11 protein-coding genes and 1 pseudogene are annotated in these 14,291 nt (G+C 65.4%); 5 read left to right on the top strand and 7 right to left on the bottom strand.

What is annotated here, in order from left to right; all coding sequences use genetic code 11:
• Positions 1–65 precede the first annotated feature (65 nt).
• A complete protein-coding gene (locus KUM40_RS40805) occupies positions 66–1,283 on the top strand; it encodes a DNA cytosine methyltransferase (RefSeq protein ID WP_217171462.1) in 1,218 nt (405 codons plus the stop codon).
• Here the strand turns inward: KUM40_RS40805 and KUM40_RS42005 are convergent, their stop codons facing one another.
• The 4 genes from KUM40_RS42005 to KUM40_RS40785 all read right to left on the bottom strand — a co-directional run bounded on the left by KUM40_RS42005 (position 1,284) and on the right by KUM40_RS40785 (position 7,523).
• The gene (locus tag KUM40_RS42005) at positions 1,284–1,754 is read right to left on the bottom strand and encodes a very short patch repair endonuclease (protein ID WP_308401350.1); all 471 of its coding nucleotides are present in this window, start codon (positions 1,752–1,754) and stop codon (positions 1,284–1,286) included.
• Between the two features lie 40 nt (positions 1,755–1,794).
• Positions 1,795–2,736, bottom strand: a complete 942-nt coding sequence (locus KUM40_RS40795) for a NaeI family type II restriction endonuclease (protein ID WP_308401348.1) — start codon at positions 2,734–2,736, stop codon at positions 1,795–1,797.
• 209 nt (positions 2,737–2,945) lie between these two features.
• Positions 2,946–5,915, bottom strand: a complete 2,970-nt coding sequence (locus KUM40_RS40790) for a Z1 domain-containing protein (RefSeq protein ID WP_217171460.1) — start codon at positions 5,913–5,915, stop codon at positions 2,946–2,948.
• Positions 5,916–5,969: 54 nt separating this feature from the next.
• Entirely contained in the window at positions 5,970–7,523 is a 1,554-nt protein-coding gene (locus KUM40_RS40785; protein ID WP_217171459.1) for an ATP-binding protein, read from the bottom strand.
• A gap of 260 nt (positions 7,524–7,783) precedes the next feature.
• On the opposite strand from KUM40_RS40785, the gene KUM40_RS40780 reads away from it, so the two are divergent.
• The gene (locus tag KUM40_RS40780) at positions 7,784–8,047 is read left to right on the top strand and encodes a hypothetical protein (RefSeq protein WP_217171458.1); all 264 of its coding nucleotides are present in this window, start codon (positions 7,784–7,786) and stop codon (positions 8,045–8,047) included.
• Positions 8,048–8,377: 330 nt separating this feature from the next.
• On the opposite strand, the gene KUM40_RS40775 is transcribed toward KUM40_RS40780, so the two are convergent.
• Complete coding sequence (locus KUM40_RS40775) at positions 8,378–9,886, bottom strand: MFS transporter (protein WP_217171457.1); 1,509 nt, start codon at positions 9,884–9,886, stop codon at positions 8,378–8,380.
• Positions 9,887–9,964: 78 nt separating this feature from the next.
• On the opposite strand from KUM40_RS40775, the gene KUM40_RS40770 reads away from it, so the two are divergent.
• Positions 9,965–10,621 carry a TetR/AcrR family transcriptional regulator gene (locus KUM40_RS40770; RefSeq protein WP_217171456.1) on the top strand — a complete coding sequence of 219 codons (657 nt, stop codon included), beginning with the start codon at positions 9,965–9,967 and terminating at the stop codon, positions 10,619–10,621.
• Positions 10,622–11,081: 460 nt separating this feature from the next.
• Here the strand turns inward: KUM40_RS40770 and KUM40_RS40765 are convergent.
• A pseudogene (locus KUM40_RS40765) lies at positions 11,082–11,258 on the bottom strand (SRPBCC domain-containing protein); the annotation flags it as partial.
• 13 nt (positions 11,259–11,271) lie between these two features.
• Positions 11,272–12,588: an MFS transporter gene (locus KUM40_RS40760; RefSeq protein WP_217171455.1), complete on the bottom strand. Its 1,317-nt coding sequence runs from the start codon at positions 12,586–12,588 to the stop codon at positions 11,272–11,274.
• Between the two features lie 89 nt (positions 12,589–12,677).
• Here KUM40_RS40760 and KUM40_RS40755 point away from each other — a divergent pair, with 89 nt between their 5' ends.
• On the top strand, positions 12,678–13,676 hold the full coding sequence (locus KUM40_RS40755; protein WP_217171454.1) for a helix-turn-helix transcriptional regulator: 999 nt from the start codon (positions 12,678–12,680) through the stop codon (positions 13,674–13,676).
• 53 nt (positions 13,677–13,729) lie between these two features.
• Positions 13,730–14,242 carry a hypothetical protein gene (locus KUM40_RS40750; protein WP_217171453.1) on the top strand — a complete coding sequence of 171 codons (513 nt, stop codon included), beginning with the start codon at positions 13,730–13,732 and terminating at the stop codon, positions 14,240–14,242.
• Positions 14,243–14,291 lie beyond the last annotated feature (49 nt).

The raw sequence follows: 14,291 nt of genomic DNA, 5'->3' as shown, positions 1-14,291 counted from the left end.
CTGTCACCCTCAGTGATGGTGGACTGCAAAGTGTGTCTGCCGCTGCACGACTGTAAGGAGGGGGCATGACCCGCACAACTGAACCGAAGCCCGCGACAGAGGAGCGAAGGGAACCCGCCTTCACGTCGATCGAGATCTGCGCAGGCGCCGGCGGCCAGGCCATCGGGCTGCATCAGGCCGGCTTCGGCCATCTCGCACTGGTGGAGATCGACAAGTACGCGGTCGAAACCCTACGCCTCAACATCGAAGACCATGAGGTGTGGTCCTGGGAGCGAGAACACTGCGACGTCCTGCCGGCCGACGTCACGGAGTTCGAGCCCCACCAGGATCTGCACAAGGGTGCCGACCTGCTAGCGGAGAAGGGGTTGGATCTCCTGGCCGGCGGCGTGCCGTGCCCGCCCTTCTCCCACGCGGGCAAGCAGTTGGGGAAGCACGACGAACGTGATCTGTTTCCTCGCATGCTGAAACTGGTCGAGATGCTGAAGCCTCGAGCGGTGATGATCGAGAACGTCCGCGGGATCATGGACCCGAAGTTCTCGGACTACCGAGACTGGATCAGGGCTCGACTCGGGGGAGGCACGTACAGGGCGGACGACGGACAGACTGTCAGTGAGGATGGCCTCGGGTACACCGTCTGTAGGTGGGACGTTCTGGAAGCCAGTGACTTCGGCGTCCCTCAGCTTCGTCCACGTGCCATCCTCGTCGCGTTCCGTGATGACGTCATTGAGGACCTCAAGTATGAGTGGCCCGCGCCCACTCATGAGGATCCGGTCAGTGTCGCAGTGAGCCTTGAGCCGTCCATGCGAGAGCGATACGGGCGTTACTTCAACGGCGTGCACGGAGAACGTGCCCGCAAGGGGTTCGATCGGTGGCTCGAAAGGGCCCGCGAACGCGACGCCGAACTCAAGGGCAAGGGCGGAGGCATCGCTCCCACGCTCGTCGGCGGCTCGAAGAAGCATGGTGGTGCAGACCTCGGACCCAGTCGTGCCAAGGCGGCCTGGAAGCAACTTGGAATCTCGGGCATGGGGGTCGCCAATGACATCGAGGCCTGCGAGAAAAAGGCCAGCGAAGATCGCGACCTCTTCGGTACTGATGGCCCGATGCTCACGGTTCGGCAGGCTGCTGTCATCCAGGGATTCCCGCCGGAATGGGACTTCTCGGGCGGGAAGACTGCGCAGTACCGCCAGGTGGGGAACGCCTTCCCACCGCCGGTAGCCCGAGCTGTCGGCAAGTCGATCATCGAGGTACTCAAGGCGGACCGAGAGCGTGACGGGAAGGACTGACTAGCCGCTCGGTAGGCCCTTGTGCCGGGCATTGCGCCGTCTTTCTACTTCTGCAGCAATGTGAGCGGCGCACTCTTCCGACGGTTCGTGTTCCCAGAACCGGAGCACCGTCCAGCCCTCCGCTGTGAGGCGCTGGTCGGTGTCCCGATCACGAGCTATGTTCCGCGCGACTTTCTCTGACCAGTAGCCAGAATTGGTTTTGGGCGGCACGTAATGCTCAGGGCACCCGTGCCAGTAACAGCCGTCAATGAAGACAGCCACCTTCGTCGGACGGAAGACCATGTCAGCCGTCCGACGAAGCTCGGGAAGCGGTCGTGCAGCCACTCGGTAGCGCAACCCCTGCGCGTGAACCAGTTGCCTGATCAGGCGTTCGGGTGTGGTGTCCCGACTGCGGATCGCCTGCATGTTGCGTCGCCGCGCGGCTGAGGAAGCCCAGGAGCCGACAGGGGGAACCCAGGGGGCAGCGCCCACGGGCCCGCCTGCCCGTTCGTCCCTGTCGCTGTTTGCCTGATCAGGCTTCTTCTTCACCAGTGACCTTCGGCAGTAGTGGTGCTGTCGTCGGTTCGTCGTCCGGCCCTGCAAGGACCCAGCGGCGTCCCTCCAGCTCAACAGATGGGCGATCGCCATGGTGAGGCATGGCCTCAGCTACCTGAAAGCTTACAAACTCTCCTCGCTGGGGAACTTCTGCCCCGATGCGGCGTGCAATATCCCTGTGCTTGCTGTAGGGGCCGACAATTACGATGCCCTTCTCGCGGAGCACCGTACGCGCCCGTCCTTTACCTTCCCGTAGGCGCGCCATGTAATCTAGCTGCTTTGCAGCGGTGCGGATGGCGCCCCGTCCGATGCGGCGGTTCTGCACCCTTCGGAACAATTCGATGACTCGCTGCTGTCCCTTACGGGGCCCCTCGAGGAGAATCTGATTGCGCTTGGCGTCGTCGAGATGGAGGAGTACATTTTCTGGAAGTTCTTCCTCGTGCCAGAGCCAGTGCACCTTATCCATGCGATGCTTTGCTTTTAGTGTGAGTTTCTTGTCGCGGTTGCTGCCCGTATTGAGCCACTCTTCGCGTACTCGGAAGATGCCGGCACTCCACTTGCTTTTGAGGTCGTCGGCCCATACCAGAAGGCACAGGTGTCCCATCGCCTCAGGTGGGATCATCCATCCACCGAAGTCCTGAGAGAACTTGCAGTCCACGTCTACACCAAGAATCTGGTAATCCATGGGATGCTGGCCGTGTGAACCTACGTCAGCGCCGTCTTCGAACTTGAATTCGCGTTGCAAGTTTATCTCGACGAGAGTGCCTGCATGGGTTTTTTCGGTTTTGAAGAGCTGCTCCCAGGAGTATCGACCGGTCGTCTCGCCATTCAGCAATTGATCAATCGTCTCGCGAATAACTGCGGCGAATCTCCTTCCGTCAGGGTCGAGTGAAAGGATGTGATCGGCGACCTTCTTCACGTCCGAATCCTGTGCGATCAGGCCGTGTTGTGTAGTCCAACTAGCAGCTTGAGCGTGGGCGTCTTCGTCGAAGGGAAGCAATTCCGGTCCTAGGATGTGAGTCGACGTGGGCAGCGACACGAGTGCGGACACTGCGTGCAGGAACGTGAGGCAAGGCCCTCAGCGGGACGCCTGCAGCTCAGGTAGCAGGCGTCCCGCACTCATGAGGACTACGGCACCGACACTGTGGCCTCGTTGATGAAGCGTGAGTCCTTGGCCCGGAAGCGCACCAGGCGACGGTCTGCGTTGGTGGCTGACTTCGGTGGGATCAAGGTAAAGGCCATGACGACCTTGGACGGGTCGGCAGCGCCGTTACGGACGGCCGCCCGGACGCTCTCGATGCTGCCCCCCTCCACGACCGGGTAGACCAGCGCGACGCCGGTTCTGGGCCCGATCTCCCGGCCTGCTCCGGCAGCAGCCTCGTTGATGAGCCTTTGCGCTGTGGTGCGGTGCTCGACGCTGGCGATACGGCCGAAGGAGCTCTTGCCGTCCTGGATACTCCGTCGAACGAGAGACAGCGGGGCCGAGCCAAGGACGCTGGCCTCGATGCGATTGTCCGAGGCGAGCCGGGGCGAAATGAGAAGCCAGCCATCGACCTTCGCGAGGGTGCCGTCGAGTTGGCGGAGATAAGTCAGATGAGGGTCAAAGTACTGTGGCCGCTCCCATTCGAGTTGGGACAGCACCCCTACCAGATCCCCATGCGTCAGAGTGGCTGTGAGGGCGGAGAAGGTCCGGGTGAGCGTGCTTGAGGAATCCGGAGGATTGCTGAAGGACAGTGGTGTGGTGCCCAGCGCGTGCAGCAGCGGCCGCCAGCGCTCGGTGTTGCGCTTGTTGGTAGCGCTGTTCAGCGGGTAGGCGGCGGGCTCGATAGGCCGGCCTGGCGACCGGATCTCCACGAGTTCCGCGTTGAACATCTTGTTCCGTGCCGAGGGCTTCAGCCAAGGCAGGTGCTGGGCTACCAGGGGTGGGATCTGAACGGGCGTGACCTGAGGCTCTCCGTCCACCATTTCGGAGTACTGGGCTAGCTGCTCCCGGAAGCTCTCCTCATCGCGACAGACGGCTTCGTACGCTTCGTAAAGGTCGACGTACTTTTCACGGCCAAACGGCTCTTCACGGCCGATGTAGAGCCGGACCAGGTCTCGGTATCCGGGGCGGAAGCCAAACCATCGCCCCATCTGCATGAGTGTGTCTGCTTGCTGAGTGGTTCGGCGATAGTAGGTGACGGTAAGCCCCTCGACTGTGAAGCCGCGGGACAGCTTCGTACCACCCACGAGGATCTTCCAGACGTTCGCTGTCCGGTCGAAGTCAAGGTCGAGTTGGGCGAAGTAGCGGTCTGTGTCTCCGTTCACCACAACGACCGGATTGCCTCCGCTGCCGATGCGCTGGCGCGCGGCGTGGACGTACGGGCGCAGCTCAGCGTACGAGGACGGCGCGGGAAGGCTGCTCGCGCGCGCTGCCGTCACTGGCGCGAAATCCGCCTCCCACAGGGCGGCAAGACGATCGTGCCCTGCCGCGGAGCTGTAGCCCGCCTGATGCCACAGAGAGTTGATACGAAGCGCCAGGTCAGCGTGATCATCCTGACGTACTGACTCGTGAGCGAGCATGGTGTGATGCCGGAAGGCTGCGCCGGGCACGCCATGGTCTGCCCGATAGAGCTTCAGGGCACCAGAAAGGACGAAGGCGTCCATGGCCTCCTGAAGTCTGTCGCTCGCAGAGTCATAGATGCCCCGTACGTGCGCCTTCTCTTGTGAGTTGGCGTAGGTGCGCTCTTCCACAGGGACAGGTGAGTTCAGGTCGTGGAAGTCCTGGACACCCATGTACCCGGCTGGGCGTGGCAGAGAGATCAGGAAGTCGCTGGGGAAGATATCCATGTCGTCGCCGGGGTCGACGAAGACGTTGGCGAAGGGGGTCGCGGTGTACCCCACGTACTGGGCTCGTGGCAGCAGTCCCAGGAGCTTGGATATCAAGCCATTGATGGCTGTGCGCTCAGTGCTGCCCCGTTCCCACTTCTTCGGATCTGAAGTGTTCACGGAAGCCTGATCGGACTCATCGTCGATGATGAGAGCCGGAAGCTCTCCCAGGATCCCATGAATCTGCTTGAGATCTTTGACGAGCTTGGTGAGGACAGACTTGTTCTTCTTCACAACAAGAATTCGCGCCGCTGCGTGATGGATGTTCGCCGGATCGTGCAACGGACGGGTGGGGATGCGCTTTTCGAACTCCAGGGCGCGAATTCCCTGGGCAAGGCTCTTGTAGTCGTTCTCGCGGGTCGTCAGCCGCTCGATGTCGAATGCGCCCAGCGTGGACGGACGGCCACCGTGGCGCACGAACTCCGGCCAACCTTCGTCGTCACCCACGTAGTCCACCCCGACCAGGGAGTCCACGTCTGCGACGTCAGCGCCACGCAGGATGTTCTCCTGGCCGATCAGTTCCATGTCCAGTCGCCGCTGGGTCTGGGCGCGGAGAAGGTTGAGGGTTCCCCCCAGAACAATGACGAGACGGTACCCGGCATCAATGGCCTTGGCAGCCACCCCCGTGAAGTTTGCTGTCTTTCCGGACTGGACGTAGCCGATAACCAGGCCTTTCGCTTGCCTGGCGGACTCCTGTTCAGGATCACTGAGACGTTCGACGACTGAGCGGCTCGCCTGATCGAGGCTGGCGATAGCAGCCTCGGACCATCCCTTGTCACGGAGCTTCTGCTCGTAGGAGGTCCAGTAGAAGGATCTGGCTGCTGCACGTTCAGGGGTGTACCACGGAGTGAACTCCCGGGTGATGACGGTCTCGCCAGGGATCTTGGCTACAGGGACAGCTTCGTCCAAGGCCTTGCGCAGTTCATTTCCGAAGTGGAGGCGTTCGTACACCACGATGCGCCGTTCCTCGGAGCGGGCGCAGGAGCCTTCACCCCATGAGGGATTGTCCGCGAAGTCCCAGGCGGTGAGGTGACGGGACCAGAGCGCGGTCAGGGTTTCGTCGCCGCTGATGAGAAGCGACCGGAAGAGTTCCTCGCCCAGGTCTGCATCCGGATGACGATCTTCCGCGGCGAGTGCTGCCCATCTCTGGAAGGGGCGCGGCAGGATGCTCATACCCGCCAGGGCGTCGGCGTGGACGTCAAGGAGCATGCCAGGGGGAGTGTTGGTCATCTCTTGTTCCTCGTTCAGGGGCCAGAGCGGGCGTGGGGTGAGAGCGGACTGGGGTCAGTCGGCAGACTGTGTCCGGCGGTCTTGTTGCGCCTGCACCGAGGTCAGAAGGATGGTGTTCCAGTAGTCCACTCGATCCTGGCGGCCACGTTCCCAGCGGCCGAGACCAAAGCAGTCCTCAAGCAGGAGGTAGAGCAAGGCCTTCGTGACGGGTGCGTCGTTACTTCCTCCATGCTTTCCGTCGTTGAAGTCACTGCGGAAGGACTTGTTGAGAAGTATAGAGTTTTTCTCGCGGTCCAGATCGAAGAACTTGTCCGGCGGCAGCGTGGCCCAAGTGAAAGCGATCGGTTCTTCACCCGGCTTTTCAGGCAGTTCCTCTTTGATGACACGTTTGATCTTCGGGTCCATCCCCTTACCCGGAGGTGTCACCGGACGACGGACGATCTCAGTACGCTTCGCCCCGTCGCGGTATGTGGCTTCTGCATCGCTGAGATATCCGTGGAAGGCCCCTCCGGATGCATCCAGAGCCTTCTCTACGCCGAGAGTGAAGGCGGGCGTGACAGTGACGCTCTCCTTCTTGACGTCAAGGCTCAGAACACTGCTCTCGTGACTCGGAAGGTCGACTGCCACGCGGGCCAGCGCCAGGTGCCCCTCGGGGTTGCGGAGGCCGTTCCACCCGCCAGCTTGGACGAGTCGGTTGTTTCGGTAGAAGTAGAACCCCTGCCGGTCCGTGAGGGAACCGATTTGCCGGAACCCGGCCTGCTTCGATTTGGCTGGCCAGATGTGCGCCGTCAGTTGCACGTCTCCTAGGCCCTCTACGGGGGCTGTGAAGGTACGGGGATAGCGAGCCTTCCCAGGCACCTTGTAGCCGAAGGGGTCCAGCGCTTCGACAGCTATGTGGTCCACTTCCTCACCGAGGAGACCCTCGCCGCTGCTCACATCCCATACAGCGATGTCGAGCTTGAGGCCCTGCTGGAGAAAGCGGTGCAGGTAGAGGCCGAGGTGTGTTTCTAGGCGTGCAATCGCCTTCGACAGGAACTGGTCGCTCTGGCCAGTCGTCACAGTCTCGAACACTCGCACCTGGTCCCAGCGCACAATCGTGCCGTGCCACTCGATGACGCCGTCGTACCCGTCTACGAGTTCCTGGGCGTAGCGAGGGTCGACGGTGTCACAGCGGAAGCTGTCCTCAATGCCCTCTGCGGTGAGACGACGCCCCGCGGCGCGGCTGCGCTTGGTGCGGCTGACCACGGTGAGCGACGCGGCGTGCGAGAGCGAAGCAGCCTTGAGGCCCGTGCCGTACAAGCCGAGGGCGCTCTCGCCATACTCACGGCGCCGACCCACCGTCATAGCACCGTCCAGGCCGCCATCGTCCATGCCACTGCCGTTGTCGATGACCAGCAGAGTCAGGAGCCGCTTGGCGTCACGCAGGAAGTGCACGACGATCTTGTCGGCACCGGCGTCGATCGAATTGTCGATCAGGTCAGCGACTGCAACCTCGAAGCCGTAGCCCTGGTTGGTCAAAGCCTTGCCGTAGCCGGCGTCCGGGGGCAGATGAGTGCTGCCGGTCGTGGGGACCTCGTACTGCCAGTCAGTCCCGGGCTCGTAGGGCATCGCGCTTCCTCTACACACAGGTCTGGGCCTGCTCAACGAGTGATGGGCCCTCCGGATCGGTTGGTTCATGTGACGGTACTGCAAAGGTCGGACATAGAGGCAGTTGAACTGTGAAGAAGGGTGGTTCGTCCATAATCCGCCTTGGGCGGCGGTCACTGCCGCCCATCCCCACCCCGCAACGACGACAACACCAACCGCCCGTACCGCGTGGTCAGCACCCCCGCCGTAGCCGCCACCGACAGGGCGAGGGCGATGAGTAGGTGGGAGAGGGAGTCGTCGCCCAGGACCTGGAGTATGCCCAGGGCCGTGCCCAGTGGGAGGCCGAGGACGGTCAGGACGCCCAGGGCGCCGCTGATCTGCTGGCTCTCCTGGGTCTGGACGAGGCGGCTGTAGTCGGCGGCCTCGGCGAGGATCTCGTTGAAGCGGGCGCCACTGCTCGTGCTCGGCGGAGGCGAAGACGTCGGCCAGGGTTCGCAGCCGCAGCCCTGCCCTACAAGCTCGGCGAGCGCGGTGTGCGCAGGTGAACCAGCATCCAGTCGCGGAACACCAGCTCGCGCTTGCGGCCTGCCCAGGTGGCACGCCGACGGTCTCCGCCGCGCAGGTCCCGCAGTTCGGACTCCCGCTGCGCTTGCCATACGGAGGTCAACTCCTCGACCGAACCGTCAAGATGTGCGCGGGAGATGCCCGGTGGAGACAGGACGGGACAAGGCCGCACGCGCCCACTTCGCTTTCATGCTCGAAGAACCCGTGCAATCACTCTCACGTCGCGGCCACGATCGAATGAGGATCTGTGAGCGATTTTGGCCGTGACAGGAGAATGTGTCTCCCTCAATTGCGGCCTTTGGCAACATGTTCTATCGGCTTTTAGCCGGGACTGTCCCGGTGGGCTGCTGCTGTGACTCCGACCGTGCCGGGTCGGGTTGCTTCGGCAGCAGTGCGGACAAGAGCAGGGCGAGCGCCATCGCGCCGGCCGCACATAGGAAGACCCAGTGGGTGGCCGTGACGAAGCCGCGTACCGCTTCCGTCCGTGCCGTGCCTTCAAGGTGGGCGATTGCGCTGGTCGTCGAGCCGGGCACCTGCGCCTCGTACACCCGGGCCAGCACCGTGCCGAAGAACGCCGTGCCCAGGGCGCTGCCCAGTGTCTGGAAGAACCGGGTGGAGGTGGTGGCCACGCCCAGTTGGTGCGAGGGGGCGGTCTCCTGGGCGAGCAGGATGAGCTGGCCGAGGAGTTGCCCGAAGCCAAGGCCCAGAAGCAGCATCTCGCCTCGAACGAGCCACAGGCTGGTGCCGGTACCGCTCGTCGCCAGTAGGGCCAGGGCGATCGTTGCGGTCGCTGTTCCTGACACCACGAAGGTCCGGGCGGTCCAGCCGCGCCGGGCCAGCCGTGCGGAGGCGAGGCCGATGACGGCCATGCCGATCGCCATGGGGATCAGGTACAGGCTTGCCTGGGTCGCGGCAATGCCCCGGGCGAGCTGGAGGTACATGAGGAGATAGACGATCGAGCCGGTCAGGGCCGTGCCGAGAAGGAGTTGGACGGCGAAGGAGCCGCCCAGCACCGGGTGTTTGAAGAGCGACAGCGGCAGGATCGGCTCCGGCGCGGTCGCCTGCCGCCAGAGGAAGAGGGCAAGCAGTAGAGCCGCGGCGCCGATCAACCCGAGGATCGTGGTCGAGGACCAGGCGTAGTCCGTGCCGCCCCACTCCGTCACCAGCAGCAGTGCGCTCGCGAAGGCGGCCACGAGGGCGGCGCCCGGAAAGTCGATGCGGCGGGCGACGGTCTGCCGTGGCAGGCGCAGGGTGTAGCCGCCGGCGATGAGGACGGCGATGCCGAGCGGCAGGTTGATGTAGAAGATCCAGCGCCAGTTGGCGTGGTCGGCGAGGGTGCCACCGACGACCGGGCCCAGCGCCATGCCGGCGCCGGCGATCAGGCCACCCATGTTGCCGCCGCTCGAGCCCTGCTTCCCCGCGGCGGCCATGAGCTCGGCCATGACGACCAGGGTGACGCTCATCAGGCCGCCGCCGCCGATGCCCTGGATCGCCCGGAAGGCGATGATCGAGTCCATGTTCTGGGCGGCGCCGCAGAGCCCCGAGCCGACGAGAAAGACGGCCACGGCTGCGAGGAAGACGCGCTTGGTGCCGAGGACGTCGCAGAGCTTGCCGTACAGCGGCAGGGCCGCGGTGGCCGCCAGGCTGTAAGCGCTGATCAGCCACGGGATGCGGTCCACCCCGTGGACGGGGTCGAGATCGCGGACGATTGGCACCGTCGCCGCGGACACGATCTGCATGTCCAAGACGGCGAGGACCACGGTCGCCAGGCAGACGGCGAAGGCGACGTTCCGCTGCAAGGGGGTCATGGAGGAGGCCATCGCCCCACGGTGACAGTATTTATGTATCGAGTCAATTTTTCAGCCGGGATCAATTTTCATCCTGGTAAAGTCGGTGTCATGGTCGAACGTATGGGGTTGCGCGAGCGAAAGAAGCGGGACACGTCGCTCCGGATCTGGCGGATCGCCATCGAGCTCTTCGTCGAGCGGGGCTTCGACCAGGTGACGGTGGCGGAGATCGCCGACGCCGCGGATGTCTCGAAGATGACGGTCTTCAACTACTTCGGAAACAAGGAAGACCTGGTCTTCAAGCTCATGGAGGAGCACACCGGTGACCTGGCCCGCGCGGTACGCGAACGTCGATCGGGAGAGTCCGCCGGGGCGGCCGTGCACCGGCAGTTCCTCGAGCAGATGGCAGCTCGCGACGCGTCGATCGGGATGAGCCCCGACCCGCTGAACCTGCGGGTGCGCGAACTGATCCTGGCAACACCGGCGTTGCTCACCCGGACCTACGCCTGGAGTGCCCGGGGCACGCAACTGCTTGCGGACGAGCTAATCGCCGAGGCTGACGGGGAGCGAGGCGGTTCGCACGAGGCGGTCGCGCGCTGCGCGGCCATGCAGGTAGCCGCAGCCCGCATCTCCCTCTACGACGAGATCCACGAACGCCGGAGCAAGGGCGAGAGTGTCGACGAGATCTACCCGACCATGGTCACACTCGCGCAAGAGGTCTTCGGGCTGGTGGAGAATGGACTGGGCGAGTACGCGGTCCGTCGATAGCGGCCGAAGAGTCGGACCGCGACGCGCCGGCTGTCGGAGCGCCACCGGCTGGCTGCGCCGCAGCCCCATCAGTACGGTCGCCGGTGATGAGGCCTCCCACGGTGTCCAAGGCGGCGCGGAACAGGCTGCGTCTGGAGGCCACCCGACGCGATTGGGAACCTGGCGAGTTCTTCGAGCCGGGCGGGAAACAAGTACCGCGTCATGTGCCGACATCGTCGGTTCAGTCGATGTCGCGTCCCACAGATGAGCGGGGTGTGAACACTTCGGTGACAAGTGTTCACGCTTTCGCGGTGGGGCCCTGGGGAGGGGAGCGGTCTGTGGCGTGTGCGGCGCTCTGCTCCTCTCGTCCTCCGGGAGGGCTGCTGAGCCCTGCGGAACGCGGATGACCTTCGGCGCCCCGGCGGCCGGTGCGCACCAGGCCGTTGGACGAGGGTCCGGAGGAAGGATCGGGGGGAGGTGGTCAGGCCTTCGGTCCGTCCGTGAGGAAGCCCGTCAGGCCGTCCAGCGGCATTCCGCTGCCCTGCTCCGCCATGTCGCGTTCCTCCGCCGTGTCGCAGGTCTGGCTGAGGACGATCACGGTGTTGCGGGGGCCCTCTTCGGTGAGTTCCACGCCCATCGTCGACGGCTCCGGGCGGCCCGACCTGCGACGGTTACTGCGTAGGAGAGCTGCACGCCTGGTGTTCGGTGCCGTTCTCTGGTCCCGTTGAGCGGTTCGGGGCGGGGGCCGGGGAGGTGGGCGGGTGCCAGGTGAGAATCCAGCCGGTGGTAAGCGCCGCCGCGCCGCCTGCCAGGGCGATTGCGCCGCCTGTTCCGATGCCTGCGGCCACCGCGCCGAAGCAGACCGGCCCGATGCCCTGAAGCGTCATGTTGCCGGAGCCGAGCAGACCGAAGGCCTGGCCCTGGCCATCCGGCGGCAGGGCGTCCAGGAACGGCCGTTGCAGGCCGAGACCGTAGGCGAATCCGGAGCCGCAGAGCAGCAGCAGACAGGACGAGACGCCCACTCCGGGCTCGGCGGCGAAGCCGAGCAGCGGCAGTCCCATCAGCGCAGTCAACGGGACTACCAGTCGCTCCCGGGTGGGTGGCCGTAGGAGTCGGCCCACCAGCAGGTCACCGGCCAGCATGCCGACCGGCAGACAGCCCATCAGCACCGCGTACCAGCCGGGTGCGAAGTGGTGTCCTCCCGCGTAGGCGACGATCAGCCCTTCCGCGCCCGCCACGAACGCGGGCGGTAGCCACTGGGCCAGCATCAGGCGTCGCACCTTATGTCCGCGCAGCAGCAGGCCGACACCGTGCAGGCTTGCCCGGACGGCCCCGCCATCGCCCGGAGCGCCGGCGGGGGTGCTGCCGAACTCTCCCGGCTGCAGCCGGGGCAGCCGGATGCGGACGGCGAGCGCGCAGCCGAGGTAGAGGGTGGCGCTGACCGCGAGCGCCCGGTGCGGGCCGAGTGCCGCGACGGCCGCACCTCCCAGCGCCAGACCGAACAGTTGCGCGCCGGAGGCGGCGATGTTGTTCAGTGAACGGCCCAGTACATAGGCGTCGCCCTCCAGCGACTGCGCGACCAGGCGACTCGACGCGCCGTGAAACACCGGTGTGGCGAGGGCGACCAGCGCCACGACACCGAGGCTTGCCGCGATCGGCATCCGCACCAGGGCGAGCAGCAGGGCGGCGGCGCAGGTCACGGCGTAGCCGCCGGTGATGAGCGCGCGGGGCGGCAGCCGGTCGGCCAGTGAGCCCAGCAGGAGCGAGCCGAACAGTCGTGGGATGAAGCCGATGCCGAAGGCCAGTGCGCTCAGCAGTGCGGAGCCGGTGGCCGAGAAGACCAGCACCGAGAACGTGGTGATCCGCAGCGCGTCCGCAGTGATCGCGACGGTGCGGGTTGAGAAGAGCAGCCGGAATCGCGGCTCGGCCAGCACCTCCCGGTAGGTGGCAGGGTGGTTGCCCTGCGCGGGTTCGGCGGTTGGGGTCATGACGCGCAGCCTCGCCGTGCGCCCACGCCACTCACCAATGATTCGTCGCTGGACGAATCGGAACAGGCGTCCCGGGGTAGCGTGGCCGGGTGCTGCGCTTCGAAGTCTCCGTCGAGGATTTGCTGCGCAGCCGCTTCGCACTGTCGCCCGCGCTGGACCTCTGCCTACTGCTGCGCTCGCTCGCCGGTCAGGACAGGCCGCTGCCGCGAGCGTGGGCCGCCCGGCTTCTGCCGGCCTTTGAACGGCTTCGCCGCGAGACCGAACTGGACGCCGTCCTCGCCCTGCAGGCCCCGCAAGCGGGACCGAACTTCGTCGCTCCGCCCCCGCGCGGCCTCAACCAGACCTGGGCGGACGACCTGGCCGTGATCCGGGCCACACCGTTGGAAGCGGCCCGCCGCGAATTCGCCACCACCGCGACCGGCCCGTCCGCCCGTGACCCCCGCGTGCGCGCGGTGCTGGACTCGTCGGACGCCGTCTCCAGGATCGCCGGGGCGATGGACCAGGCGTGGCACGAGCTGCTCGCCGCGGACTGGCCGCAACTGCGCGCGATCTGTGAGCGCGATGTCGTGCACCGGGTGGGTGTGATCGGTGAACACGGATGGGCCGCGGCCATCGAGAGCCTGCACCCGGGCATCGCCTGGCGCGGCGGCGGTATCGAGATCGGCTTCTTCCGAGGCGGAACAGTCCGCCTCGCCGGCGACGGGCTGCTGCTGATCCCTTCGGTCGTCGTCGGGCATATCGCCGCGCACCTGGAAGACCCCTGGCCCAGGACCTTGGTCTATCGTGCCCGCGGCACCGCCGCCCTGTGGGGCGAACAGGAGAGCGTCCCCCAACCGGACGCGCTGACCGCTCTGGTCGGCCGGTCCCGAGCCCGGCTGCTGTTGGCGCTGGACGCCCCGGCCAGTACCAGCCACCTCGCCCGAAGCCTCGCCATGGCACCCGGTGCGGTAGGAGACCACCTCGCCGTCCTGCGAGGCGCGGGGCTGCTCGTCCGCGCCCGGTCCGGACGGTCGGTGCTCTACCGGCGCACCCCGCTCGGCGAGGCACTGGTCGCCGGTTCGGGGTCAGGCGATGTCTCGATTGGTTAGTCGGGCATCAAAGTGAGGTGTTCCGGGGCCGGCTCGCATTGCATGATCGTGGCATGTCGAACCCTGCTTCCTTCCGTGACCAGACCAACTGGGGCGATGGCTATGAGCTGGGCATCGAGGTTGGCTCTACCGGTGACGCCGAGCTGCAGACTCTCCTGAGTGCCCTGTGGTCGGCGGCAGGAGTGCGGGGGTGCTTCGGGCAGAGCGACCTTGAGCCTGACGAGCAGCATGAGGTGCCGGGCACGGTGGCCTCGCTGACTGAGTATGGTCACCTGCTCGGTCAGGTCCGCTTGCCGACGGGGCAGATGGTGGTATGCGGTTGCGCGGCCGTCCGCGGTGGTGATGAGAGCAGTGACTGGCTGGACTTCTACGTTCCCACGGGAGCGTTGGACAAGGCGGGCATCGTGTACTGGGACGGCCAGCCGTTCTTCCGGTCCGCAGTCATCGACGACTGGCTCGCCGGCATCGCGATGGAGACCTTCAAGCAGGCGCCGTTCAGCTTGGGTGTCGTCGGCTGGTGTCGGGGGCGTCTGAACGCGGACCCACTTTGGCCGATTGAATCGTGACCCATGTGGTCTGTGGTTGTGGTGGTTCAGTCGGTTTCTGTGGCGGCGG

Source organism: Streptomyces sp. AC512_CC834 (assembly GCF_019049325.1).
GTDB lineage: Bacteria > Actinomycetota > Actinomycetes > Streptomycetales > Streptomycetaceae > Streptomyces.
Note: the sequence above shows the minus strand (reverse complement) of the source record. Positions and strands in the feature narration are given on the sequence as shown.